Genomic DNA, 24,577 nt, shown 5'->3' on the forward strand with positions numbered 1-24,577 from the left:
GGTATGTCGGAAATCCTACGTTTGTTTTTATTCTCCGCAAGAAAAATTATTCAAAATTCCTGTATTGGCGCTGCCTCCCTGCGCTTGCTACCATTGGATGCCCATACGCAGGGCGTCGTAGATTGCTGCGTGAATGTTGCGTGCCGATACGGCGTCACCGATGCGATACAGGTCAAATCTGGCGCTGGGATTGGGTTGCGGAAACAGGTCGCCTGTGCCGGAGACAAGCGCACCCTGATTCACCGCTCCGCGATTGCGCGACAGAGGTTTAAGATCAAAATAGAGATCGTCCAAAGGCTGCGTGCCTTGATTGACAACCACCTGATCATATTCCCTTTTTTCGACCAGATCAGAATAGTCTGTGCCGATATGGGCTTGCAGCTGATTGCCTGATTTTTCGATCGCTTGCAGCGTTCGTGCGACGGTAAACTTGGCTCCGGTTTTCTGCAAAGAGCGCATATAGGGCACCAGATTCATTGCCATAACCTCGGGCGCAAAGCTGCGGTCACGGGTCATGATTTCGACCCGTGCGCCGGAGGCGGCGATGACCTCGGCGGCCATCAGGGCGGGGTGATCTCCTGCATCGTCATAGATCAGCACGTTTTCGCCCGGCTGCACGTCGCCGGATAGGATATCCCAGGCGGATACCGCCAGCTCATTGCCCGAATCGAGGATCGTTGTATTCGGCAGGCCCCCGGTCGCAATCACGACCATATCCGGTGACAGCGCGGTCACGTCACTGGCTTCGGCATATGTGTTGAACTGAAACTGAACGTCCCGCGCAGCACATTGCGCCATACGCCAATCGACGATCCCGATCATCTCGGCCCGGCGCTTGGATTGTGCTGTAAGGCGCACCTGCCCACCAGGTTCGGGGGCGGCTTCCAGAACGGTGACATCGTGCCCGCGTTCTGCGGCGACGCGCGCGGCCTCCAACCCACCGGGACCTGCGCCGACGATGACTGCCCGGCGGCGCGTGTCCGCCGCAGGTATTACATGCGGCATGGTCAGTTCACGCCCGGTGGCAGGGTTGTGGATGCACAGCGCTTCGCCCGCTTGATAAATTCGATCCAAACAATAGGTCGCGCCGACGCAGGGCCGGATGTCATCTTCCTGTCCGGCTTGAACCTTGGAAACGATCATCGGGTCGGCCATGTGCGCGCGGGTCATCCCCACCATATCCAAAAGCCCCGAGGACACCGCATGTCTAGCCGTCGCCACGTCAGGGATGCGCGAAGCATGGAAGGTCGGCATGCCCGTTTCGGCCCGCACCCGCCCGGCGAAATCCAGATGCGGCGCGCTTTTCATGCCCTGCACAGGGATCACGTCCGTCATGGCAGGGTCGGTGTGAATGCGCCCGCGAATGACATTCAGGAAATCCACTTGACCGCTGTCGCGCAGCCTGCGCGCGATCTCGAGCCCTTCTTCCTCGGTGATGCCGCCCTTTTCAACCTCATCGGCAGTATAGCGAACGCCGACAATGAACTCTGGTCCTACACGGTCGCGGATCGCATCCAGTACCATGAAGCCAAAGCGCAGCCGGTTGTCGAGATCACCTCCGAACGGTGCGTCCATCGTGTTGGTCAGCGGCGACCAGAACTGGTCCAGCAGATGCCCGTAGGCCTGCAACTCGATCCCGTCCAATCCGGCGGCCTGCATGCGTTCAGCCGCATCGGCATAGTCGGTCACGATCCGCTCGATGTCGAAGTCTTCCATCTTCTTCGGAAAGGCCCGATGCGCGGGTTCCCGGTAGTGCGATGGAGAAACTGACGGCAACCAGTCACCTTTGTTCCAACCGGTACGCCGACCCAGATGGGTCAGCTGGATCATCACGGCGCAGCCATGGGCGTGGCAGGCGTCGGTTAATTCACCCATCCAGCGCACGACCTCATCTTTGTAGGCGAGGATATTGTTGAACACCGGGGGGCTGTCACGGCTGACGGTGGCAGAGCCAGCGGTCATCGTCATCGCAACGCCGGCTTTCGCTCGCATTTCGTGATAGGCGCGATAGCGTTCCTTAGGCATTCCGTCTTCGGGATAGGCGGGTTCATGACTGGTGGTCATGATCCTGTTTTTCAGGGTCAGGTGCTTCAGTTGATAGGGTTGCAACAGGGCGTCGCTGCTCATGAGGACGTTTCCCGGTTAGAAGGCTGCGTTGCGACGACATCCTTGGGAATGACGACAGGTGAGACGGCCCAGATCAACCGGCAGACCTGATCGGTGCGGTTGCGGGCATGGTGCGGGATGCGTGCGTCAAAGCTGTAGCTGTCCCCGGCGCGCAGGGTAATGAACTCATCCCCGATCTGCATCTCCAGCTCGCCTTCTAAAACCAGCCCGTGCTCTTCGCCTTCGTGTTTTTGCAAAGGGTCGTCCGGGCGTTCTGAATGGGGTGCGTAGACCGCCATGCCCATATAGAATTGTCCTCCGATCGAGCTGGACAGCAGATGATCGGTATAGCCCAGCTCTGCCACGTCCTGACCGTACAGGGTATTCAGGGCTCGACGGTTCTGGGCGCGCACAACAAAAGCCTGTTCCATTGGACCCGCCCCAGCGCGGCGGGCAAAGAACCAATCTGGCGTGACGCTGAGCGCGCTGGCGATAGTTTGCAATACGTCAACAGAAGGCTTGGATACCCCGCGCTCAATCGCCGACACGTGACTGAGCGAGATGCCCGCTTCTTCGCTCAGTTGCTTCAGCGTAAGCTGACGGGCTTTGCGTAACTGCCGAACCTCGCTGCCCAGCGAAGAAATAGCGGATGGCAAGGCGACAACTTTGTCAGATGACATGCGGGTCTCCAAAAAATGAGTAGAGTAGATGAACTCTACCCAAATTGAAAGCAGACTAGAATTTTAAAGTCAAATTCTATTTTTGGACGAATAGCACGAAACTATTGCATGTTCGATCTGGATTTGCAGAAGTGAGGCAGACATGGATTCCACGCGGCGGATCAAAATGACCGATCAAACCGATCATCCCTTCAAAGTGTCAGAGACAGACCATCTATGGATCGAAATGCCTGATGGCGTACGTTTGGCAGGCCGTCTGTGGCGCCCGGTAACACAGATGCCTGTTCCTGCCATTTTGGAATACATCCCGTACCGCAAAACCGACATGGTGCGCGCGCGCGATGAAAGGAACCACCCCTACTTTGCAGCCCACGGCTACGCCTGCATTCGGGTTGACATGCGGGGCTCGGGCGACAGCGAAGGGCACATGCCGGATATGTATGCTCAGGCTGAACTGGACGATGCGCGACAAGTGATCAAGTGGCTGGCTGCGCAACCTTGGTGCAATGGCCGTGTGGGAATGTTCGGCACGTCCTGGGGCGGTACGGCATCGTTGCAGGCCAGTGTGAACGCGCCCGATGCGCTGAAGGCGGCGATCGCCGTTTGCGCAACCCATGACCGTTTTGAGGATGACATCCACTATATGGGTGGTTGCGTTTTGTCGGATACGTTCGAATGGGGTGCGACGCTTCCGGCTATTCTGGCCTCGCCTCCAACGGCAAATGTCGGGACAGATTGGAAAGCGCTGTGGAAAGAGAGAATTGAGAACCTTACGGTTCCATTGGAAAACTGGCTGCGCGAGGATGGTAGGGGGCAATACTGGCGACACGGTTCTGTCATTCATCAAGCAGATGCACTTTCTGTCCCGGTTCTGGCTATCGGAGGGTGGAGCGATCGCTATTCCAATTCGGTAATGTCTCTGGTTGATGCGCGACCGACCCAGGTTTGGGGGGTGGTTGGCCCTTGGGGTCACCACTATCCAGATCAAGGGTCGCCCGGACCCGCCGTCGGGTTTCAGAAACTGGCTCTGGATTGGTGGGATCACTGGCTGAAGTCAGACACGTCTCAAACGCCAAACTGGCCGCGGCTTCGGGTTTGGTTACGCGAATACGTTGATCCGCAGGATTTTTTATCCATGGCCACAGGGAAATGGATAGAAAGTGGCCCAACGATCCAAGAAACAAAAGTTCAGGAAATTTCCCTGTCTTCACTAAAATCCAATACCAACCACGAGCGGTGGATCGTTCCAGCAGATCCGACGGTGGGGCAAAGCGCAGGGGATACAGGGTATTTTGGCCGAACCGGCGGTTTACCCCTTGATCAAAACTTTGATGATTCCCGTTCTTTGGTTTTCGAAACAGCGCCTCTTACAGAGGATCTGATAATCTATGGGTCGGTCGTTTTGAGGTTACATGGAGAAACGAAAGGCCAACCAAATCAGATTATCGCAAGACTCAGTGATGTAAATTCTGACGGCGTGTCGGCACGTATAACCTATGGCGTCAGGAATCTGTCGCTGGATGAGAACCTGGATCGCATTTCGCCCTCGGCAAAAACCGATGCATTTAACGCAGACATCCGTTTTCACTCAACCGCCTACCGCATCCGCAAAGGACATCGCATCCGACTAGCGTTCTCTTCGTTTTACTGGCCCCTCATTCACGCGGCGGCACCGAAAGGTGACCTGAGTCTGGATGATGGAGAACTTGTTCTTCCTTTGATGGCCAATAAGCCTTCCGACTTAAGCGAACCTCTTCCGCCTGCAGAAGATTTGCCAGAAGAGAAATCGCATTTCACTTCTGCTGCTGACAGGCTGACACGCTGGAATAAAACCCGTGACAACTGTATCGAGATGGGCTGGCGCCAACCACTGGTGAAGACTGCATTCCCTCAGATGGGTACTGTTTTTAGCTACGAAACAGGCATGGTGCATAGATTGAAGACCTCGGATGTCGTCGAGCAAGAGACAAACGTTGATCACAAAATGATTTTTGAGCGACCTGACGGAACCGCAGAGGTTTCAGTTGCTTTGACTGCGTGTTCATCGCTCGGGCATACGACGGTGGATGCTGAACTGATTGTTACATGGAACAAAGAAATCTTCATGACACGGCACTGGCGTAAATCTTAATCAATGCAGCGCAAGTGGTTTCCTCCAACCAGTGTTAGCTGTATTGCAGGTTTTCAATGTCTCGGCACTGGTTGCAATCAAGTAGAAACGTCGCTGGTTCTGCAAAGTACAAATATCACCATAGTGCGCGGCGGCAGCAAAGCCTGACAGTGCAGAGGTTTCATAAATCGTAGCCCCAGCTGGCTTTGCGGTCGTTGATGCGCTTACGATCAGCCAATGAGCTTCAACCGTCATTGCGACGGCCGTTTGGCTTGTATCTTGAGCGTTGTTTGCCAGCACATCGTTTCTTCAGTGGCGCTTTGTCCTGTTCTTCTTCGATGAACTCCGGGACGGAACTGAGGCGCTTGTTCTCGGTGATTGCGGCATGGGTGATGCGCTGATCCTTGTCGAAGACACAGTAGCGGGGCGAGACGCCCTTCCAGCGATTTGCCAGTCCTGAAGCGCATGCGCGACGCGGAGCACCGGCCCATCCTCAGGCTCGTCTGTGCGGAACTTGCAACTCCAATTCATGAGCACCGGATCGGGGCCAAGCGGTATTGCCAGGATACGCTTGGACGCCACATGTGGCGAGACGGCCCATTGCGCCAGAATGCTTGTACCTTGGTTTGCAGCAACCAATTCGACAATGGCTTCGGGCAACTCGACGGCTGCAGTCCAGTTGGGATAGCGACGTTCTGCACGAAACAGCCTTGCAAATTCTTGATCAGGCTCGGGGATCTTGGTGAATGTGATAAACCGTTGCCCTTCGATATCACGTGCAGATACCGATGCAGCCCCGGCCAGCGGGTGTTCTGGCGCGCAAACGAATACAAGAGGATCCTGAAAGAGATGCAACGACCGCGTCGCTGCATGGCTCGACTCTCCGGCGACGATGGCCAGGTCAATCTGACGGTCCAGAAGCGATGTGACCATGTCACGACGGTAACCAGCCATTATCTGAATATCGATCGCTGGGTGTTTAGCGCGAAACATTTGCAGAAACGCGGGGAACCAGTGATAGGCGCTGTAGTTTTCCACCGCGATGCGCACGACGTGATCAATGCCCGCATTCATCCGACGCACTTCATCTTCGATCACATACATCTCGCTCAGAAACTTGTCGCTGAATCGGGCAAGATACTCGGCGGCAGCCGTCATGCGCAAACGCTTGTGCATGCGTTCAAACAGGGGCACACCCAGCCTGCGTTCTGCTTCGCGGATTCTGTGGGACAGCGCTGACGGTGTCAGGCCCAACTCATCGGCCGCGTCAACGACGCGACCGGTTTTCCCAATGGCGCGGATCATCTGCAGGTGGCGGATGTCTAGTCGGGGATTTTCCATACTGATCTCTGCATGAAAGTTGTTCATGAAAACCTACGATTAACGCGAGTGTTGCTCAATAATTTTTCGCCAAGAATACCCCCGGCACAGATGATCAAGATCCATATGGACAAGCTCGCAGACGTCGATTCACCCCGCGCTTGGGACCGTCAGTTCCATGTGCATGGACAGACGAACGCCCGCCTGCATCAGCAAGATAGCCCCACCGCGATGGTGACGCGCGGCCAAGGGGTCCGGATTGAAACGGATGATGGGCAAAGCATCATAGACGGCTTTTTCGGGTTGGGATGCGTGTCATTGGGTAATCATGACGACCGGCTGGCGCGGGCGGCCATGGATCAGATGCAGGAACTGCCTTTCGCGCCGACATTTTACGGGAGGTCCCATCCAAGAGCCGCGGATTTAGCGCGCACACTAACGTCGAAAGCAGCGGTGCTCTGTCCGGCCAGCTTCACATTCATGCGGGCTTTGGACTGCCGATGCATGATTTTCTCAAGCTGTCGACGTCGAACTACTATTTAAATGCCGAGGCCAGTGAAACCGAGGAGGAGTTCTCTGCCCGCATGGCGGCCGAGTTCGAAGCCACCGTGCTGGAGGCGGGACCAGACACAATCGCCGCGTTTCTTTGCTGAGCCGATGCAATCCGGCGGCGGCGCGATCCGCCCGCCAAAGGGAAAGTGGCATGCGATGCAGACCGTGATCCGGAAGTATGACATTCATTTCCATGTGGACGAGACCGTTTGCGGCTTTGGCCGCACCGGGCATTACTGGGGCGTAGAGGCCTTCGATCTAACCCCTGATATCACCACCTGCGCCAAGGCGCTGACCGCTGCGTTTTTCCCGATATCGGCGATCATGTTCCGGCAGGATTTCTTTGACGATCTGATGCTGAGCTCAGACGCATCCAGCGTGTTGGGCCACGAGTTCACCTATGCTGGTCACCCTGTCGGTGCCGCCGTCGCGTTGGAGGCGCTAAAAGTCTATGGCGACATAGATCTGATCGGTCATGTGCGCGGGATCGGTCTGTTTTGCGGTATTCAACTGGTGCAGGGCAAAGGGACGCGTGCGCTGTGGGATCCGGCGCTGAAGGTGGGGACGATGGTGCAGGATCGCGCCCACACGCGGGGCTGTACTTGCGGTCCGTCCCGCCCGATCGGATTAGTTTTATGCCGCCGTTGATTATCAACGAAGATAAGATCGACGAGGCAACTGCGATCCTGAAAGCCGCCTTGGACAGTGTCTGGGCCGAGGTGAAAGGGCGCGCCTGGGACTTATCCAGAACGCGGCCATCATGGTAGGAAATCAGCGATTTCATCGCATCGGCCCAATTGAGTTTCTGACAAAAGAAAAAGGTGCCTATTCATACAGACGCCTTTAGTCGTTCAGGCTTTCATTTTCAGATTGTCCGGGTCATAGACATGGGGATTATGCCGCCGAGCGTTGCGGGGCTGGCCAAGCACGCGCACCGTGCAATCGGCCCCCATACCCAGTGATCCGCGCTTGATATAAGCCAGAACACAATGTGTTCCGGTGCGATAGCCTTGGCTGGCAGAGGTCACGTACCCGATCCATTCGCCATCCTTCAGGATCGGATCAGAGGCAAGCGGTTCGGGGCTGTCGTCACGGATTTCCAGCCCGATCCATTCCCAGTTGGCCTCCTCGTCAGACTGCCGCTCGACCGCGTCGCGTCCGATGAACTCCCCCTTTTTCATATTGGCAAACCGGTCCAGACCCGCATCGTAAAGCGTATATTCTGTTCCGAAATCCGAACCCCATCCGTGATAACCTTTTTCGATCCGCATCGCGTTCAGCGCGTAGGAGCCGAACTGGCAGCCACCAACCTCGTTCACGCGCGTCATGATCGTGTCGTAGACCGCCACAAGGTGCTCGGAAGCCAGATGCAACTCCCAACCCAGTTCACCGACGTATGATACGCGCATCGCGGTGACAGGAAAGCCGGCCAGCGTGATCTCGGCCACTGACAGCCACGGGGCAGCAGCGGCAGAGAGGTCTGCATCGGTCAGCGGGGCCAGAACCACTCGCGATTTGGGGCCCATGACCAGCAAAGCGGCATCGTGTTTGTAGCCGCGGCTTAGTGTGACACCCTCTGCTGGTAGGTGGGCGTTCAGCCAGTCGAAGTCTCGCAGATCGGCCAGGGTCGGGCCACATAGAAGGAACCTGTCACCCGCCAGTCGCGCAACGGTGGCTTCTGACCAGATGTGCCCCTTGGGGGTCAGCATATAGCTGAGCCGGACGCGTCCCGGTTTCGGAACACCGCCGCACAGGACGCTGGATAGGAACGCCTCAGCGCCGGGGCCGCGCAGATCGTATTTGGTGAAACCGCCGTGATCCATGACGCCGACGCTTCTTGCCACGGTTTTGCATTCTTGCGCGACAGCGTCCTGCCAAGGTTCGCGGCGGAAGGACAGGTCGGCATCGCCATTGTCCTTGATCGCATCGGTTTCGAACCAGAAGGCGCGCTCCCACCCGGCGATCTGGCCCATGACGGCGCCCTGATCCTTCAGGCGTTCAAAAAGCGGGGTACAAAGCACCGGGCGGCCACGCTGCATGTTCCGATGCGGAAATGGAATGGCATATTGCAGATCATAGTGTTGTGAGGCACGGGAATGGGCATAGTCCTGCGTGGTCCAATCGCCAAAGCGGCGCGGATCCCACGCACTGAGGTCCCATTCTGTTTCGCCTTCGGTGATCCATTCGGCCATCGCTTTGCCGATAGCGGCCGAATGGGTGATGCCAACCTGCACGCCAGTCGCTTGATAGAAATTCGGCGCACCCGCCGCCGGGCCGACCAGCGGCAGGGCATCTGGGGCATAGGCGATGGGGCCGTTGACAAACCGCTGCGCGCCCGCTTCGCCAAGCAGCGGCACATGGACCATCGTCGCCTCCAGCACATCCAGAATATCCTCAACACTGTCAGGGAAAAGCTGATGCGCAAAGTCATCCGGCGGGCCGTCCTCCTCCCACGCGGGGCGACCATCATGGGCGTAGGAACCAACAAGGAAAGCGTTGCGTTCGCGGCGCAGATAGAAGCGGATATCGGGGTCACGCACCAGTGGGAAAAGATCGGCATGATCCTCCAACGCTTTGAGCGGTTCGGTCACAAGATACTGGTGCTCGAGCGTGACCACCGGGGCAGGCAATCCTGCCATCTCGGAGATTTTGCGGCCGTAAAAGCCACCTGCGTTGATGACGATCTCTGCCTTTACTGTGCCTTTCGCACAAGTGACCAGCCATTCCCCTGACGCCGTGCGGTCAATGGCTTTCACGGGCGCAAAGCGTTCCACCTGCGCGCCCAGATCCCGCGCGCCCGTGGCCAGCGCTTGCGTTAGCTGGCTGGGGTCAATGTCACCTTCGTAAGGGTCCAGAATACCGCCCAGAACGGATTCGTCCGGATGCCAGAACGGGTGCATCTTGTCCATCTCGGACGGGCTCAGCATCTGCAGATCGAAGCCTGCGCTTTCCGAAATTCCGCAAAGATGGTGGAACAGGTCCATCCGTTCCGGCGTATGGGCAGGCCAGAACGCCGACGTATGACGATAGGTGATCGCGCTGCCCACCTTTTCGGCCAGATCTTTATAGGTTGACCAGCCGTAGTTTCCTGCCCTCATTCCCAGCCATGAAGTCGCGTAGGTCGGGATGTTGCCGGCTGCGTGCCAGGTCGAGCCGGAGGTCAGTTCGTTGCGCTCAAGTAGAAGCGTATCAGTTACGCCGGCCAAAGCGAGATGATACAGGATTGAGGTGCCAACGGCCCCCCCGCCAATCACAACAACGCGGGCAGTGTCTTTCATGGGGCTATTTTCCTTCGGGCAATCGGATATCGAAAGCGGCGCGTATCGCGGCCTCCCGGTCCTTGGGCAAATGGGTTGGTGGCTCGCGCAACATCTCGGCGCTGCGATCAACAGCGACATCCCAGATCGTGCGCGACCCGGCATCTTTCCAATCCGAAATGCTCTGCCGGTTGCCGAGGCTCGGATAAGTGTATTCGGATTTCATGAGTTCCAGTGTCTGCGCCTCGCCCAGGTAGTGGCCGTCGCCGGTCGCCACGGCTTCGATCCGGCTGAGGTCGATCGCGGTTTCGGTCAACTCGACCCCGCGAACCGACCGTAGGATCGCGCCACACATGTCATCGTCGATCACCAATGCCTCGCGCGAGGCGGCCATTATGGACCCGAGCATGCCAACAGACAGGTTGATCATGTCTGCCCCGGCTTGCGCTGCAAGAGCCACCGTGTACCCTTTTTCATACCCCGCCTGCGCATCGGGGGTTTTGGCATCGGTCATTCCCGCAGAAGCGGTTGACGGCAAGCCTAGATGCAACAGCAATTGCGCGGCGGCAGCGGCGGCGACGGCAGCTTCGCCTGATCCACCTGTCATTGCACCGGTGCGCAAATCGGAAATGAATGGCATGAACGCAAAGATGCAGGGATACCCCGGCTCGAGGGCGTCGACGACCATCAACCCAGCCAGCGTTTCCGCAAGACCCTGCGCCAGCGCGCCCGCCAAAGTGACAGGGCTGGTTGCCCCCGCCTGCGCCGCGGTGCAGATCTGCAGCGGCATTCTGTGGGCCATGGCCCGTTGCATAATCTCTAACCCTTCGGGCGCAAAGCGCAGCGGCGAGACCGCATGCACGATCACGCCGAAACAGAAGGGTTGCGCCCGATAGGCGCCCTCGTGGCCCAGGGCCATATCGAACATGGCGATAACCGGATCCAGATGCGCGGCGCTGTCAAAGCTGATCCCGATGGGTTTGGGGCAGGCCCTGAGACAGGCAAACCCGGTGTTGAGGTCCAGCAGCAAGGGCTGGTCCATGTCCCGTGCAATCACCGGGCGCAAACCGTAGTGGATGTTCGGCAATCGTCCCACCAACTGCATAAGATCGTAGAGATCGTACAGCTGGGCACCGCGAAACTCGCCGGTGGCGCTGTCCAGAACCTCTGTCGCCGCTCCGCCTGTTCCGATATGCACACGGCCGCCGCCAACGGTCAGGCCCATATCCTCCACAAACCCTGGTAGATTTACGCGCCTCGCCGCCCGCGCAATGGCGGTTTCCACCATCGATTGCGAAAAGCAGACCCGCCCATCCGAACGTCTGGTTGCCCCGGCATTGACGAATTGTGCTGCGATGGCGTCGGGGCATTCTGCGATCCCGGTCTGCGCAAGGATATCAAACGCGGCCTGCACGATCCGATCAACCGCAGCAGCATCCAGTGGCGCAAACCGCCCACCCTGTGGAGGCGGAGTGATGCGGGGCGCGCGACGGTCGGTTTTTGAGCGGGTTCTGCGGGCCATCGGGCGGTCCTTAGAAGAATAATCTACGCAAGGATTGCGCAAACTCACGCAATGGCAATTCGAAAATTCGCGCACTCAGACCAGAATCTTTCATGCAAACGTCGGCTTTTCCTGCGCAATACTACAGACCAGCATTTGACGTTCTACGACTTCGGCGGGGTGAACATAACATGGCGAGGATTGCGTTTATTGGCTTGGGCACGATGGGCCGTCCGATGGCGCAAGTTCTGCGGGACGCAGGCCATGACGTAACGGGCATGGATATCAGCCCCGAAATGCGTGAAGCGTTTGTCGGTGCGATCGCGCCGTCGTCGGATAGCATCGCAGCGGCAGAGGTCATTATCACCATGCTGCCAGAAGCCGATCACGTCGCGCGCGTTCATGAGACACTGATCCGAGCGGCTGCCAAACCTGGCGCGCTGGTGATCGATTGTTCGACCATTGATGTGAACACGGCGCATGCGCTCGCCCTTGAGGCGATGTCTCATGGGTTGGCAATGCTAGACGCGCCCGTTTCCGGCGGCCCTGCTGGGGCCGAGGCCGGGACACTTAGCCTCATGGTCGGCGGAGACGCGGCGAACGTCGAACGGGCGCAACCAATCCTGCTGGCAATGGGTTCCAAAATTACCCATTTCGGTGGACCCGGAACGGGGCAGGCCGCGAAGGCCAGTCGCAACATGATCTGCGGTATTACCGCGATGGCGGTGATGGAAGGATTTGCGCTTGCCGACGCCTTGGACCTCGATCTCGACAAATTCTATGCGTTGTGCGCGGGGGCCGCGGCGCAAAGCTGGACGCTTGAAAACCGCTGCCCGATTCCCGGTGTGGTTCCCGACGCCCCATCGTCCAACAACTTTGACCCCGGCTTTGCCGTGCGCCTGATGGCAAAGGATTTGCAACTTGCTCAGGCGGCGGCAAAGTCGAGCGGACAGCCCACGCCTTTCGGGGCCGAGGCGGCCAAAGCCTTTACAAAATTTGCCGAAACGCGCGGCGACCGCGACTTCTCGGCCTTTTACACCACGCTTCGGGCATTGCCCGAGCACCAGAAGGAATAACACATGGCTATTCTGGATTACACCTTGCCCACAGATGGGTTGGCCGGGTCCTTCATAGACGGGCAATGGCATTGGCCCGCAAGCGGAGAGATGCTGGCAGTTGAAAACCCCTCGCGGCGCGAAACGATCTGCGAGATTGGCCGGGGGACCAAAGTAGAAGTAAGCCTTGCCGTTGCCGCCGCTGAGCGGGCGCGCCAGGACTGGGCCGCGCGACCTGCCGCAGAACGCGGCGCAATGCTGACCGAGCTGGGCAACCGCCTGACCACACATGCCGAAGAGGTCGCCCGCGTTCTGGCCGCCGAAAGTGGCAATGCGGTCCGCACACAATCACGGGGCGAAGCGATGGGCGCGGCTGGAGTGCTCAAGTATTATGGCGGTGTTGCGGGTGAGCAAAAGGGCGAAACGCTGCCCTTTGGCCCCGGGCTGATGTCGTATTCCACGCGCGAGCCATTGGGCGTTGTCGGCTCGATCATCCCATGGAACTCGCCCTTGCAATTAGGCGCGGTGAAGATTTCCATGGCGCTGGCCACGGGCAACTGCATCGTCCTGAAGCCTGCCGAAGATGCGCCACTCGCCGTTCTGAGGCTGGTTGAGCTGGCTGCCGACATCTTTCCACCAGGTGTCTTCAACGTGGTCACCGGGCTTGGGGAAGAGGCCGGCGCGGCGCTGGTCAATCATCCCGGTATCGCGAAAGTGTCGTTCACCGGATCGTCCGAAGTGGGCAAACTGGTGGCTCATTCCGTGGCGGATCGGGTGGCCAATGTAACGCTTGAACTGGGGGGCAAAAGCCCCTGCATCATCTTTCCCGACGCTTGCGCACCAGAGAGTATCGACGCCACGGCGCAAGGTGTGGTCAATGCCATGCGATTTGCACGTCAGGGGCAAAGCTGCACAGCCGGATCTCGCCTGTTTGTGCATAAATCTGTCTGGGATGACCTGATGCCCTTGGTCGCAGAAAAAGCCGCTGCGATGAAAATCGGCGATGCGCTGGATGAAGACAGCGACATCGGGGCCGTGGTGAATGAAGAACGCTACTCTGAGATTTGTGCCTATGTCGCTGAGGCCGAAGAGCAAGGCGCCACATTCCTGACGGGCGAAACGCCAAAGGCTACAGACAATGGGTTTCATCCGATCCCCACAATCCTGACGGGGCTAGACAATTCTTGGCGGATTGCCCGCGAAGAAGTGTTTGGCCCTGTCCTGGTCGCAATCCCGTGGGAGGATGAGGCCGATATGATCGCGCAGGCCAACGACACGCATTACGGGCTGGCGGCGTTCATTTTCAGCCACGACATGAGCACCGTCATCCGCATGACCCGCGCGCTGGAGGCCGGCTGGGTGCAGGTCAATCAGGGTGGCGGGCAAATCCCCGGGATGTCTTACGGCGGGATCAAGCAATCCGGAATGGGCAGCGAATATTCTATCGAAGGCGCGCTTGAGGCCTATACCTATCGTAAGTGCGTGACCGTGGCGCTGTAGGCATGGAAACAGACCGATTCGGGAACATGATTGACGCTTCGGTCGGCTATGCGCGGGGGCGATATTTGTCCTCCAGCGCGACCGAAATCCGTCGGCTGCGCCATGCGCAAGTGGTCGCGGCAGAGGTCGTGGAAACGCGCGGGGCTGACGGAATTGGGATTTTTACAGGTAACCCGCGTTACTTTCCGCTGAAACCGGATGATCTGTCGACCTATTGCGAAGAATGGGTGGGACCGGGCCTGTTTTCAGCGGAACTGACCCAGGCTGCCATCGCGCATTTCGGGGGCGGGGATACGGTCGCTGTCACCAACCGCACAAGTGCAGGTATTGTGGCGGCCATATTGGCGCTATGCGATGGGCGACCCGTGGTCTCCGTGGTGCCCGATAAGGACCGCAGCCACGCATCGGTTGTGCGCGGATGTCGGCTGGCGGGCGTCGAGCTTGTGGAAATCGAAGGATCGGCGGACCTAGGGCCAGCGATAGCCACGCACGCGCCCGCATTGGTGGTGATCACGACTGTCACAAGCACGTTGGCGCGATTGCCGGACGCCGAGACGAGCCGCGCCATAGCTGAGGGGCGGGCCGCGGGCGCCACCGTGTTCCTGGACGAAGCTTATGGCGCGCGTCTGCGCCCGGTGCTGCATGGTGGAGCGCTGAGCCTTTCCATGGGAGCGGACATAGCCATCACGAATGCGGATAAGGCGGGCCTGTGCGGCCCGCGTGCGGGCATCCTTTGTGGGGCGTCCGCGCCGGTACTGGCCACGCTTGCCAAGGCGTCGGAACTGGGCCAGGAGGCACGCGCACCCATAGCGGCCGGCGCGATGCGCAGCCTGCAGGCCTTTGACCCGGAAGATTTGCGGATCGAGGCAAGCGACGGCGCGTCCATTGCAGAAGCGATGGCCGGGGCCTGGGGTGCAGAGGTTGTGCTGCGGTCTGATTTGGGGCCGATGCTGGATGAAGAGGACGTGTTAGCGCGGGTGCTGTCACTGGCAGGACGGGACAAGACTGACATTGTCCCGGCAGAGGCGACAGCGGCCATCGGTATGCTATTGCTGAAAGAGCACGGCGTTTTGACCGTGAACACCCATGGCGCGCCGGGCGGAAGGGTTTCGCTGCGCCTGAAACCGACCGCCGGAGCTGTGACCGCTGTGGGTGGGGTTGCCGCTTTGGTGTCGGCGCTGGACTCGGCCACAGAAGAAGTGTCGCACAGGCTTGACGATGACGCGTGGTTCACGGCGGTTTTGTTCGGAGACGAGTCATGAGCGAATTTGCAAAGTATGATGACAGGCTGGACCGGCTGGTGAACCTCGACCTCGGCAACCGGGGGATCGAGCCGCTCTATGACGCCTCGCGCGCCTTGGCGGGCCAAGCGTTGTGCGGCGCCGCGGCGGATTTGCTGCTTGCCATGCCCGAAAGCGGGACGGCAATCGTCACCACGGGATCCGTGTCGCGGGCGTGGCTGTCTCCGGCTTTGGGCGAAAACGATGGCCCATCCGGGGCGGCGGCCCTCATTCGCGCGCTTTGGCTCGCCCGAAAAGCAACCTGCGTATTGGTGATTGAGGAAACGCTGATCCCGCCCATGGCTGCTACCCTGCAGGCCTGTGGCGTCGCGATCGTGGATCTTGAGACGACGCGCAAGGCCAGTGCGGATGGCTCAATGGCCTGCGCAACCTTGCTGCCGTATCCGGTGACAGATGCCGAGGGCGCCGTTGCGGCGGCCAAGATGCTGAATCAGCTCAAGCCCGATATCATGGTCTCGACCGAACGCGTGGGGCGCAACGAAAACGGCATTTATTACAACATGCGTGGGCGCGACTACGGCTTAGGCCGGGCGCGCATCGACATGCTGTTCGATGCTGCCATGGCGCGAGGTATCCCGACGCTGGCTGTGGGTGATGGCGGCAACGAGATCGGCATGGGGCTGGTCGCCGATATCGTGAAGATCGCCGTTCCCTTTGCTGCCCCCGGCGATTGCGCATGCGGCGGCGGGATCGGCGCGACCTCTGGCGCCGATATCCTGATGACCGCTGCGGTTTCGAATTGGGGCTGCACAGCGATTTGCGCGGCCATGGCCATGCGCACAGGCGACGCCCGCCTGATCCACACCCCAGCGATGGAAGCCCGCCTGTTGAAGGTCATGACCGCCAACGGGCTGATCAATTCTGCCGATGGGATCATCGACCCCCATGTGGACGGCATCAAGGACACCACCCATATCGCGCTGGTGGAAATGGCCGAGGCCATTACCCGCAAAGCGCCGTCATAGCAGAAAGACCCAACCGTGATCACCGAAACACTCCTTCGCAATATCCGCGACCCCATCGCTCATGCGAAAAATTGCCCTGTGACGGGGGCTCTGTTGCAAAGTTTTGGCGGTTGGTGCGCCTGCGTTTAACGTGCGGATGGCTTTCGGTCCCAATTGTAAACGTAAGGTTGAAATTTCCTGATAGCATTGTTGAGCAAGGCCATCGGTTCAACAAATGTCTGGCAAAGCCAATGCTATGGTCTAAGTCCGTCGGTACAAAAATATATGTCCTTGCGGGAATGGAACTGGTCAACATGACCAGCAATTTCAATTCACGCCAGGTCGCTCTTTCCGGTTCAGCAGGTTGCTCAGCTGGTGGGCTAAAAGGATCGCCATTCCCATCGAGGCGGGTCTCAATGAATTTTGCGAGAGACCCGTATCCCAGATAGAATGTGCGTCACATTGAGAGGGGCTGAATGCGCTATCTGTTGTTGCAAATATTGGCGATTGTCGCTTTTGCAGGCGCGCTTTGTGCAGAGAAGAGCGATTATATCGAACTTGCACAGAGAGGATGGGGGTATGAGCTGCGGTCCACGATGCTGGGGCGTGATATGGCGATCCCTGTTCACATCGATGGCCGCGATCAGGCCGGTGCAGCCTTGTGCCTGGTCGGCGAAAAACCGCATCCGCAAACGCTTGTCGTTCTTAATTCCTTTCGGGCGTTGCTGAAACACAGCTTCGGCCACCCGACACCCATGCGCTACGCTGGCCAATCTGCGCGCGATTGTGGAACCGGTCGAACCGTGGTTTTGCGATTGTATTCCGGGTACCCTCCCAATCGGGACCTTTCGTCAGATATCGACTGGCTCAGCGAACTCCACCAGCTTGGTTTGCCTGCGGGTCGAAACTATGTGGTGACATCACCGGCGATGGCACAGACCTTTTTTGGTCATCGGGGGCAGGGGACCCATATTGTGGTGAAACAACCGGCGCATGATCGGCCCAGCAAGCTTGAAAGGGATTTTCACAAATCGATCCTGCTGGAAGAGCTGTTTCAGTCCTTCACCTTTGGCATGGACATCCTGTTATATGACAAATCGTCAGGGTTCTTGTCGAAATTGCAGGAAACGCCGGTAAACTTGCAGCGCCTGCCTTGGAGTTCGCACGACTTCATGCGCGCATTGCTGGCTTCGAACCCAAGCGGTCTTTGTGCGTTTGACGTCTTTATGATGCATGCTGTCGCGCAATCCCCGGTGGATCAAACCATAGACCCCGGCTTTATCGAATACATTGACGCCCAATATGATCGGCTATGGGCGCAGGCGGACGAAACCCTCGCCAATCCCAGATTTGCAGCCCTTTTTGATGAAGGCTGCACCAATTCGGTTCGTGTGCCCAGGTAATACCATCTGACGTGTTTTGTCGGGTGGGTGACTCCGGGTAGCCTGAGCGCAGGCAATGCGCCCTCAGAGGCTATGGGAGGACATATGGATACGAGGCCTGAAAATCCGCCACGCGCCATTGCGGGATTGTCCGCGTACCTGTCGCAGGGGCTTATCGGTCACGCGCATCTGGTGGACTCTCTTTTGATCGCGCTGCTGGAAGGTGGCCATCTTCTTGTAGAAGGTCCGCCCGGGCTGGCGAAGACGCGGGCGGTCAAATGGCTGTCAAACGCTGTCGAGGGCGGCTTTGCCCGTATTCAATGCACACCTGACCTGATGCCCTCTGATCTGACCGGAACACCAGTTTACCAGCCTCAGGAAGGCCGCTTTGAATTTGTTCCGGGGCCGGTGTTTCACACGCTGGTGCTGGTTGACGAGATCAACCGCGCGCCGCCAAAGGTGCAGTCCGCCTTGCTGGAGGCCATGGCAGAACATCAGGTTACGGTTGGCAATGAAACATACGCCCTGCCGGATCCCTTTCTGGTCGTGGCGACCCAGAACCCCATTGAACATGATGGAACCTTTCCCTTGCCCGAGGCGCAGTTGGACAGGTTTCTGCTGCATGTCGTACTGACATTGCCGGATCTGGAAACGGAACGTGAGATCCTTGATCTGGTCATCGCCGAAACCCGGAATGGGCCTCCGGACGCGCAGCGGATGACGCTTGAGGAACTGAAGATTGCCCGTACCGAAGCCCAGTCGGTTCACGTCGCGCCAGAATTGAGGGACTATATCGTACGGCTTGTGCTTGCGACCCGTGAAGGTCCGTTTTCCGAATATATTGAACACGCAGTCTCGCCGCGTGGGTCATTGGCCCTGGCCTCGGCATCGCGCGCGCGCGCTTATCTGCGGGGCCGGGATTTCGCCCTGCCTGAAGATGTCGCCGCTGTTGCGCCCGATGCGCTGGCCCACCGCATGGTGCTGACCTGGAGAGCCGTTGCAGATGGGAAAAAGCCGCGCGAGTTGGTGGCCGACATTCTGAATGCGGTCGAGCCGCTGTGACGGGGGTGCTGGCACATGCGGGGGTTCGCCTGACGACCGAGGCCTTGATTGCATTGCGGCATATCGCATTGACCGACCGTGGCAACCCGACAATGACGGCCCTGCCCGGAGGATTTCTGACCCGAAAGCGCGGGCAGGGCGTCGAGGTTGCAGATGTACGCGAATATGTGGACGGGGATGACATTCGTCATTTGGATCGCGGAACAACCGCCCGCACGGGGCGTATGCATATCCGGCAGTTTCAGGAGGAACAGGACCGCGTCGCCCTGTTGGTTGCGGATTTTCGTGCACCGATGTTCTGGGGCATCCAGCGGGCGTTTCTGTCAGTCGCTGCCGCCGAAGCCTTGACCCTGATCGGGTGGTTCATGGTTGAAAGCGGCGGGCGTGTTGGTCTGTTGGCGCTTACCCCTGGCGCACCCGTCATCGTACCGTTGCGAGGGAAAACGCGCGGAATGCTGGACGTGATCGGTGGCCTGGTTCAGGCTCATGCGCGCAGTCTGACCGCGCTGCAAAAAGGTGAGGATGAAAGCTGGACGCTGGAACAGGCACTTGCCAGCGTTGAGCGCCTGACGCCGACAGGGGCCGAGATTATCATAGCGTCTGGCTTCGATCAGCAGGGAGACGGTTTTTCGGACGTGCTGGGCCGGCTCGATCATCGCCGCACCCCCAGACTGCTTCTTGTGACCGAAAGCAAAGCGCATGAGATGCCAAGGGGCTGGTATCCGATCCGCCTTTCAGATGGGCGGCAAAAGCGGGTCTATCTGGCCCGGGCAGAGCCTGCCGGTGAACTTGCGTTTCAGCGGGTGGCAGCACATCCCGCGCTTGTCCTGAATGCCAGTGACCCGGTCGAACAAACCTCTCGTCGCATTTCGTCGGTTTTCGCGGCAAGATATGTGGCATGAGTGAGAAAGCACTCTCTGAAGCCACGATGCTGGCCAGCCTGCGGGATATCCATTTGCCCGCCGAGGCCGCAGGCGGGGCGGTTGCGGAATACGCGGCTGTTCTTGGTATCGCGGCGCTGGCCTCGGTCGGCTGTGTCGCCATCTTGCGGTTGCTGAGTGTCAGGACCGCGGCAAACAGGCGGCCGGATCCACCTGATAAATCTGCTGAACAACCGGGGTGGTCCGTGGATCGCCGCAGGGTGGCTCTTTTGCACAAACTGCGCGCTCAGAATCCGAAGCGTTATGCAGAGTTGACGGGTGATCTTTATCAACCCGGCGGCGAACCGGATCTGGCGACCCTGCAAGAGGAGGTCGCGGGTCGTGTTTGAGCTTGCTGACCCTTGGATCTTGCTGGCGCTGCCATTGCCTCTTGTCATCACACGTTTGGTCAAGCCGCGGCCGGCTTTCGAGCGGGGGTTCCCAGTTCCGGACCGCATAGGCGGAATGCTTATGGCGGCCAGCCCACAGGCTCAGGCCAGGACCCGGACTTTGGCGGACCTCCTGATTTTGTGGATCATATGGGGGCTCATGATTTTTGCACTGTCCGGTCCGCGCCAACTGCAACCCGTCAACGCCCTGAAAGTGTCCGGACGGGACCTTGCGATTGTTCTGGATCTTTCGGGATCGATGGTGCGGGAGGACTTTTATCTCGATGGGCGCCAGATCACCCGTTTGCAAGCGGTGACACGCGTTGGATCCGAGTTCGCCCGACGCCGCGCCGGCGACCGGGTGGCCTTGATTGTTTTCGGATCCGAAGCCTATTTCGCCACGCCTTTCACTTTCGATACCGAGGCTGTCGCGCGACGGATCCAAGAGGCCACGATCGGTATCTCAGGCCGTGCGACAAACATATCCGATGGTCTGGGCCTTGCTTTGAAGCGCCTTGCCAACAGCCAGGCGGCGTCGCGGGTCGTCATTCTGTTGTCGGATGGAGTGAACAACGCGGGCGCCACGAACCCCGGTGGCGTGGCCGAACTGGCGGCGGAGATGGGGGTGCGGGTCCATACGATTGCTCTGGGTCCAAAAGACCTGCAAAGCGCCGAACCTGGTGAGCGCGGCGTCGTCGATGCGACAACCCTGCGCGCCATTGCCGAAATTTCCGGCGGCGAAGCGTTTCGCGTCAAAACCACCGATGATCTTGTCGACGTGACTCAAGCCTTGGATCGGCTGGAAGCGACGGACAGCGCGGGCCTTACGGCCGAGGTCTACCGATCATTTTGGACCTGGCCCGCAGCAATGGCGGCCGCGCTTGCCCTGTTGGCGGCGTGGAGGCAAGCGTGATGATTGAGCTGGATGTCACTCTGCTCAGACCGGCCTGGGGGCTTTTGTTGCCTGTCATCTGCGGGGCAGGGTGGTGGTTGCTTTCCCGTGCCGGAGGGTTCGGAGCCTGGGACAAGATCACCGACCCGCAGCTTGTCCAGGCGATGGCCGCGATCGGCCGGATCGAAGGCGGCTCCTTCCCGGTTAAACCAGCCGCCTTGCTTCTGACCGCCGGGATCGTCGCGATTGCCCTGACCGGCCCGGCAATCGAACGGCGCGACGCGCAGACCTATCGCAACCTGGATGGCGTTTTGTTCCTTGTGGATGCATCAGACAGCGTGGCGGAAGACGACCGCTGGCCGCAACTGCTGAGCATGGGGCGTTTGGGTGTCAGTGCGCTTGGGTCCCGCCCCGGCGGCATCATCGTTTACGCGGGTGATGCCTATGTCGCCACGGATATGACCACCGATCACCGCCAATTGGGACAAACGCTGTCGCTCATCGATGGTCAGACCGTTCCGGACAAGGGATCGCGACCCGAACGCGCGCTGGCTTTGGCGTTGCAGCGGATGGAAGGGGCGGGCATCCTGGCCGGGGACGTCGTCCTGTTCACTGACGGGGACGGGCTGGGATCACCCTCATTGCAGCGGGTCGCATTGCTTGCCGCACGAGGGGTGCGCGTGTCCTTGGTGTCGGTTCACCCCACGACTGCGCAAATCCAAACCCACGCCGCGCTCGGCGGTGGCGCTGTCTTCACTTTGGACCAGTCAGATGATCTGGCCAATTGGCTGGCAGATGATGCCGCAACCCGCTTGATACGGGCGGACTATCCGGTGCTGTTCTGGCATGATCTGGGGCGGTACTTGCTGTATTTCGCATTGCTCCCCCTGCTGTTTTTGTTCTGGAGGGAAGGGGCATGAGGTGGTTCGCGATTGCAGGTGCCACTTGTATTGCCGTTGCCTTTGCGCTGGGCGGCGCTGCCCCATTTGGCCGCGTCACATTGGCAATCGGTCTGTATCCAATGGCTGCAAAGCTGTTTCCCGACCCTGACTGGCAAGGTGTTGCCTTCTACCGCGCGGGCGTTTTTGACAAAGCGGCCAGTGCTTTCGAGCGCGCCGGGAACCATTACAACCTCGGCAATGCTTACGCCCGGACCGGCCAATTGGCCGCCGCGCTGGAAGCCTATGATCAGGCCATGGCCAGGGGAAACCTGGATGCTCAGGCGAATTTCGATGTGCTGGCCGCCTATTACGCAGGGCAGCAGATCACCCCAGAGGCGTTGAGCCTTTTCCCCGAACGCAAATCCGGCCCCAAGGCCGACAGTTTTGTCGCGCGCGGGAATGCGCGGGCGGCGGGAACCGGCAGTGAGGTCACGAACGCGAACACGATGCTGGGACTGGCGGAATTGGACAGTCGCGGGCAACTGGGCGTGCGCCGCATCTTTGATGACAAGTTCATGGTTGCCGATCTGCGCTGGCTCAATCAGCTTTCCGATGTTCCGGGTGAGTTCATGGCGGCCCGGATCGCACACGAACACAAACGCCGGGCAAAGCTTGGTCTTTCGCCTCCAGAAGCGGAGAACCCGGAATGAAGTGGCTGTTTCTGCTTCTTATTGCATTTCCGATGCAGGTTTTGGCGCAGTCGAAAACAGTGCTGCCGTCCGAGGCGTTGATCGAAGTTGCCATCGAAGACAATGCCCCGGTTCCGTTCACCCAAGAGATGGTGCTGTTGACGATCCGTGGTGTCTATCGTCGGCACATCACGCGCGAAGAGCTGATCCAACCCCGCTTGGATGGGTTCAGCTGGGCGCAACTGGGCCCGGACAGCTGGTCGGAGCAAAGGATCAATGGCCGGAAATACAAAGTGTTCACCCGACGGATGGCGATCTATCCTGTCGAGGCAGGCAAGCTTACAATTGGTCCGTTTGTGCACAGGTTGACCCTGACAGACGAAAATGACGACTGGTTCGAACACGAGATTCAATCAGAGCCGCTGACCATTCAGGTGGCGCAAGCCCCGGCCACCAAGGAGTGGTGGTTTCCGGTTCGCAAATTGCAGATTTCGGATCAGTGGTCGAATGCGCCGGATCAACTTGCACCGGGTGAGGGGGTCTTGCGCGTCATTCGACTGGAAGCCCTGGGCGCGACGCCCGAGATGATCCCGCCCATGCCCGAGTTGACCTCGCCTTCGGCCCTGATCTTCGCGCACCCAGAGAAACGGCTTGTCGAACTGACCCCGGAAGGGCCGGTCACCCATGCGTTCTGGCGCTGGACCATACGCCCCTCGAACGACACGTCCGGCATCGTTGAACCCTTGCAATTCAGTTACTTTGATACCGTGGCCCGCGAAACCCGAGAGGTCGTCATCTCGCCACAACGCATTGCTTATGGCACGGCCATCGAAGACGCAGGCCTTGGCGTCGCAGAGGCAGATGCGCCACCAGCAACGCTGTTGGGTTGGCCAATGGCCGCAATCGCCATTGTCGTTTTTCTGGCCGGCTTGGGATTGGGACTGTCCGGCCACAAACTGGCCGTTTCAAGGGCACTGCGTCGCTTTGGGGTTTTTGACCCGTTGGCCCGGGAATTGCGACGCAGTGCCAGGGCTGGTCGAGCAGACAGGCTGCGGCAAGCGGCTTCTGCCATCCTGCGCCGTGACGGCCCTTCATCCAGTCGACTCAAACACATGCAAGACTTTGACAGGCAGTATTTTGATCCCAATGCTGCGGCGCCCGATTTGAACGCGTTTGCCAGGGTCTTCCTCAGGAACCAGACCGGCTGAGTCATCAAGCATTTGTTATCTATGGTATCTTTCGCATGTCTCAAAATGAAACAGTTGAACTGATCGGGAAATGCTGTAACTTTCCTGTCGGAGGAGAAGCAATGCACATTGCGGGATGCCCTAAACCGGTGGACCAGGTGTCCAGCGTGCTTATCGTGGATGATCATCCGCTGTTCAGCGATGCGTTGGCCGCGGCATTGCAGCTGAGTTTCGAGAACTGCCGAATTGAAAAAGCCAACACGCTGAAGCAGACACTTGAAATACTTGGCGCAGGCTTCAAGCCCGATCTGATCATGTTCGATCTGAAATTGCCTGACGTAACGGGTATCTCGGGTTTTCAGCAGCTACGGCAGCGCTGTCCGAATGCGCCGGTTCTGGTGATATCGTCACTGGCATCCGGAGAGCTGGTAAGATCTTTGCTGGATCACGGTGCGATGGGATTTCTGCCGAAAGATACGCCGGCGCAAACCCTGAAACACGCCATTCAGGAGATCACCTCTGGGCGGAAATACGTGCCCACCGAATACAACCGCGTCGAAGAGCTGAAGCCATCCGAAAGCACCGTCTACCAGTCCAGCCCCGAGCTTTCATCCTTGACGCCGCAGCAGGTCAAAATTCTCAAGCTTATCTGCGTGGGCCAATCCAACAAACAGATTGCCTATGAGCTGTCATTGGCAGAGGCGACGGTCAAGGCGCATATCACCGCTTTGCTGCGCCGCCTTGGGGTGCGCAACCGGACCCAGGCCGCTGTTCTGGTCGACTCGGTTGTCGCCAGACAGTCGCGACACGAACCGGAGGTCAAATCCTTTCTTCAACACTAGGGGGACA

Annotated in this window: 23 protein-coding genes; 17 read left to right on the forward strand and 6 right to left on the reverse strand. The window is 58.9% G+C overall.

Going from position 1 to position 24,577, the window contains the following annotated elements; all coding sequences use genetic code 11:
• Positions 1–87: 87 nt before the first annotated feature.
• Positions 88–2,127 carry an NADH:flavin oxidoreductase gene (locus GOW56_RS11015; RefSeq protein WP_171170119.1) on the reverse strand — a complete coding sequence of 680 codons (2,040 nt, stop codon included), beginning with the start codon at positions 2,125–2,127 and terminating at the stop codon, positions 88–90.
• Entirely contained in the window at positions 2,124–2,786 is a 663-nt protein-coding gene (locus GOW56_RS11020; protein ID WP_171118256.1) for a helix-turn-helix domain-containing protein, read from the reverse strand. Before GOW56_RS11020 ends, GOW56_RS11015 begins: the two co-directional genes overlap by 4 nt.
• Before the next feature lie 166 nt (positions 2,787–2,952).
• Here GOW56_RS11020 and GOW56_RS11025 point away from each other — a divergent pair, with 166 nt between their 5' ends.
• On the forward strand, positions 2,953–4,917 hold the full coding sequence (locus GOW56_RS11025; protein ID WP_171205893.1) for a CocE/NonD family hydrolase: 1,965 nt from the start codon (positions 2,953–2,955) through the stop codon (positions 4,915–4,917).
• Here GOW56_RS11025 and GOW56_RS11030 read toward each other — a convergent pair whose 3' ends face one another.
• Both GOW56_RS11030 and GOW56_RS11035 read right to left on the reverse strand, forming a co-directional pair.
• Positions 4,918–5,196: a hypothetical protein gene (locus GOW56_RS11030; RefSeq protein ID WP_171118260.1), complete on the reverse strand. Its 279-nt coding sequence runs from the start codon at positions 5,194–5,196 to the stop codon at positions 4,918–4,920.
• A 9-nt stretch (positions 5,197–5,205) separates the two neighbouring features.
• Complete coding sequence (locus tag GOW56_RS11035; RefSeq protein ID WP_171118263.1) at positions 5,206–6,237, reverse strand: LysR family transcriptional regulator; 1,032 nt, start codon at positions 6,235–6,237, stop codon at positions 5,206–5,208.
• A gap of 479 nt (positions 6,238–6,716) precedes the next feature.
• On the opposite strand from GOW56_RS11035, the gene GOW56_RS11040 reads away from it, so the two are divergent.
• Genes GOW56_RS11040 through GOW56_RS22010 form a run of 3 tightly spaced genes read left to right on the forward strand, consistent with a single transcriptional unit; the run spans position 6,717 to position 7,535 of the window.
• Positions 6,717–6,869 (forward strand): hypothetical protein, encoded by a 153-nt coding sequence (locus GOW56_RS11040; RefSeq protein WP_171118265.1) that lies wholly within the window; start codon positions 6,717–6,719, stop codon positions 6,867–6,869.
• Between the two features lie 55 nt (positions 6,870–6,924).
• Positions 6,925–7,416 (forward strand): aminotransferase class III-fold pyridoxal phosphate-dependent enzyme, encoded by a 492-nt coding sequence (locus tag GOW56_RS11045; protein WP_254447205.1) that lies wholly within the window; start codon positions 6,925–6,927, stop codon positions 7,414–7,416.
• Positions 7,404–7,535 carry a hypothetical protein gene (locus tag GOW56_RS22010; protein WP_256369159.1) on the forward strand — a complete coding sequence of 44 codons (132 nt, stop codon included), beginning with the start codon at positions 7,404–7,406 and terminating at the stop codon, positions 7,533–7,535. Before GOW56_RS11045 ends, GOW56_RS22010 begins: the two co-directional genes overlap by 13 nt.
• A gap of 84 nt (positions 7,536–7,619) precedes the next feature.
• On the opposite strand, the gene GOW56_RS11050 is transcribed toward GOW56_RS22010, so the two are convergent.
• Complete coding sequence (locus tag GOW56_RS11050; protein ID WP_171205896.1) at positions 7,620–10,046, reverse strand: FAD-dependent oxidoreductase; 2,427 nt, start codon at positions 10,044–10,046, stop codon at positions 7,620–7,622.
• A 4-nt stretch (positions 10,047–10,050) separates the two neighbouring features.
• Complete coding sequence (locus GOW56_RS11055) at positions 10,051–11,547, reverse strand: trimethylamine methyltransferase family protein (RefSeq protein WP_171205897.1); 1,497 nt, start codon at positions 11,545–11,547, stop codon at positions 10,051–10,053.
• A 170-nt stretch (positions 11,548–11,717) separates the two neighbouring features.
• Here GOW56_RS11055 and GOW56_RS11060 point away from each other — a divergent pair, with 170 nt between their 5' ends.
• The 13 genes from GOW56_RS11060 to GOW56_RS11120 all read left to right on the forward strand — a co-directional run bounded on the left by GOW56_RS11060 (position 11,718) and on the right by GOW56_RS11120 (position 24,570).
• Positions 11,718–12,602 (forward strand): NAD(P)-dependent oxidoreductase, encoded by an 885-nt coding sequence (locus GOW56_RS11060; RefSeq protein ID WP_171205898.1) that lies wholly within the window; start codon positions 11,718–11,720, stop codon positions 12,600–12,602.
• 3 nt (positions 12,603–12,605) lie between these two features.
• Positions 12,606–14,081 (forward strand): aldehyde dehydrogenase family protein, encoded by a 1,476-nt coding sequence (locus tag GOW56_RS11065; protein ID WP_171205899.1) that lies wholly within the window; start codon positions 12,606–12,608, stop codon positions 14,079–14,081.
• Positions 14,082–14,083: 2 nt separating this feature from the next.
• Positions 14,084–15,343 (forward strand): aminotransferase class I/II-fold pyridoxal phosphate-dependent enzyme, encoded by a 1,260-nt coding sequence (locus GOW56_RS11070; protein WP_171118274.1) that lies wholly within the window; start codon positions 14,084–14,086, stop codon positions 15,341–15,343.
• Positions 15,340–16,347, forward strand: coding sequence for a glutamate cyclase domain-containing protein (locus tag GOW56_RS11075; protein ID WP_171170128.1), 1,008 nt, complete (start codon positions 15,340–15,342; stop codon positions 16,345–16,347). Before GOW56_RS11070 ends, GOW56_RS11075 begins: the two co-directional genes overlap by 4 nt.
• Before the next feature lie 455 nt (positions 16,348–16,802).
• Complete coding sequence (locus GOW56_RS11080; RefSeq protein ID WP_171205900.1) at positions 16,803–17,729, forward strand: hypothetical protein; 927 nt, start codon at positions 16,803–16,805, stop codon at positions 17,727–17,729.
• An 84-nt stretch (positions 17,730–17,813) separates the two neighbouring features.
• Positions 17,814–18,770: a MoxR family ATPase gene (locus tag GOW56_RS11085; RefSeq protein ID WP_171205901.1), complete on the forward strand. Its 957-nt coding sequence runs from the start codon at positions 17,814–17,816 to the stop codon at positions 18,768–18,770.
• A gap of 5 nt (positions 18,771–18,775) precedes the next feature.
• On the forward strand, positions 18,776–19,672 hold the full coding sequence (locus GOW56_RS11090; protein ID WP_371807899.1) for a DUF58 domain-containing protein: 897 nt from the start codon (positions 18,776–18,778) through the stop codon (positions 19,670–19,672).
• Positions 19,669–20,040 (forward strand): hypothetical protein, encoded by a 372-nt coding sequence (locus GOW56_RS11095; RefSeq protein WP_171118282.1) that lies wholly within the window; start codon positions 19,669–19,671, stop codon positions 20,038–20,040. The genes GOW56_RS11090 and GOW56_RS11095 overlap by 4 nt, the downstream gene beginning before the upstream one ends.
• A gap of 199 nt (positions 20,041–20,239) precedes the next feature.
• Positions 20,240–20,992 carry a VWA domain-containing protein gene (locus GOW56_RS11100; protein WP_253283555.1) on the forward strand — a complete coding sequence of 251 codons (753 nt, stop codon included), beginning with the start codon at positions 20,240–20,242 and terminating at the stop codon, positions 20,990–20,992.
• The gene (locus GOW56_RS11105; RefSeq protein WP_171205903.1) at positions 20,992–21,891 is read left to right on the forward strand and encodes a VWA domain-containing protein; all 900 of its coding nucleotides are present in this window, start codon (positions 20,992–20,994) and stop codon (positions 21,889–21,891) included. The genes GOW56_RS11100 and GOW56_RS11105 overlap by 1 nt, the downstream gene beginning before the upstream one ends.
• On the forward strand, positions 21,888–22,562 hold the full coding sequence (locus GOW56_RS11110; RefSeq protein WP_171205904.1) for a tetratricopeptide repeat protein: 675 nt from the start codon (positions 21,888–21,890) through the stop codon (positions 22,560–22,562). Before GOW56_RS11105 ends, GOW56_RS11110 begins: the two co-directional genes overlap by 4 nt.
• The gene (locus GOW56_RS11115; RefSeq protein WP_171205905.1) at positions 22,559–23,749 is read left to right on the forward strand and encodes a BatD family protein; all 1,191 of its coding nucleotides are present in this window, start codon (positions 22,559–22,561) and stop codon (positions 23,747–23,749) included. Before GOW56_RS11110 ends, GOW56_RS11115 begins: the two co-directional genes overlap by 4 nt.
• A gap of 101 nt (positions 23,750–23,850) precedes the next feature.
• On the forward strand, positions 23,851–24,570 hold the full coding sequence (locus GOW56_RS11120; RefSeq protein ID WP_171205906.1) for a response regulator transcription factor: 720 nt from the start codon (positions 23,851–23,853) through the stop codon (positions 24,568–24,570).
• Positions 24,571–24,577 lie beyond the last annotated feature (7 nt).

It is taken from the genome of Ruegeria sp. HKCCA0235A, assembly GCF_013033235.1.
Classification (GTDB): domain Bacteria; phylum Pseudomonadota; class Alphaproteobacteria; order Rhodobacterales; family Rhodobacteraceae; genus Ruegeria.

Coding starts and splice junctions, on each gene's coding strand:
- GOW56_RS22010 (WP_256369159.1), top strand. CDS start 7,404: ATGCCGCCGTTGATTATCAACGAAGATAAGATCGACGAGGCAACTGCG.
- GOW56_RS11085 (WP_171205901.1), top strand. CDS start 17,814: ATGGATACGAGGCCTGAAAATCCGCCACGCGCCATTGCGGGATTGTCC.
- GOW56_RS11075 (WP_171170128.1), top strand. CDS start 15,340: ATGAGCGAATTTGCAAAGTATGATGACAGGCTGGACCGGCTGGTGAAC.
- GOW56_RS11110 (WP_171205904.1), top strand. CDS start 21,888: ATGAGGTGGTTCGCGATTGCAGGTGCCACTTGTATTGCCGTTGCCTTT.
- GOW56_RS11050 (WP_171205896.1), bottom strand. CDS start 10,046: ATGAAAGACACTGCCCGCGTTGTTGTGATTGGCGGGGGGGCCGTTGGC.
- GOW56_RS11060 (WP_171205898.1), top strand. CDS start 11,718: ATGGCGAGGATTGCGTTTATTGGCTTGGGCACGATGGGCCGTCCGATG.
- GOW56_RS11105 (WP_171205903.1), top strand. CDS start 20,992: ATGATTGAGCTGGATGTCACTCTGCTCAGACCGGCCTGGGGGCTTTTG.
- GOW56_RS11070 (WP_171118274.1), top strand. CDS start 14,084: ATGGAAACAGACCGATTCGGGAACATGATTGACGCTTCGGTCGGCTAT.
- GOW56_RS11115 (WP_171205905.1), top strand. CDS start 22,559: ATGAAGTGGCTGTTTCTGCTTCTTATTGCATTTCCGATGCAGGTTTTG.
- GOW56_RS11040 (WP_171118265.1), top strand. CDS start 6,717: ATGCATGATTTTCTCAAGCTGTCGACGTCGAACTACTATTTAAATGCC.
- GOW56_RS11045 (WP_254447205.1), top strand. CDS start 6,925: ATGCAGACCGTGATCCGGAAGTATGACATTCATTTCCATGTGGACGAG.
- GOW56_RS11120 (WP_171205906.1), top strand. CDS start 23,851: ATGCACATTGCGGGATGCCCTAAACCGGTGGACCAGGTGTCCAGCGTG.
- GOW56_RS11100 (WP_253283555.1), top strand. CDS start 20,240: ATGATTTTTGCACTGTCCGGTCCGCGCCAACTGCAACCCGTCAACGCC.
- GOW56_RS11035 (WP_171118263.1), bottom strand. CDS start 6,237: ATGGAAAATCCCCGACTAGACATCCGCCACCTGCAGATGATCCGCGCC.
- GOW56_RS11095 (WP_171118282.1), top strand. CDS start 19,669: ATGAGTGAGAAAGCACTCTCTGAAGCCACGATGCTGGCCAGCCTGCGG.
- GOW56_RS11020 (WP_171118256.1), bottom strand. CDS start 2,786: ATGTCATCTGACAAAGTTGTCGCCTTGCCATCCGCTATTTCTTCGCTG.
- GOW56_RS11065 (WP_171205899.1), top strand. CDS start 12,606: ATGGCTATTCTGGATTACACCTTGCCCACAGATGGGTTGGCCGGGTCC.
- GOW56_RS11080 (WP_171205900.1), top strand. CDS start 16,803: ATGCGCTATCTGTTGTTGCAAATATTGGCGATTGTCGCTTTTGCAGGC.
- GOW56_RS11025 (WP_171205893.1), top strand. CDS start 2,953: ATGACCGATCAAACCGATCATCCCTTCAAAGTGTCAGAGACAGACCAT.
- GOW56_RS11055 (WP_171205897.1), bottom strand. CDS start 11,547: ATGGCCCGCAGAACCCGCTCAAAAACCGACCGTCGCGCGCCCCGCATC.
- GOW56_RS11015 (WP_171170119.1), bottom strand. CDS start 2,127: ATGAGCAGCGACGCCCTGTTGCAACCCTATCAACTGAAGCACCTGACC.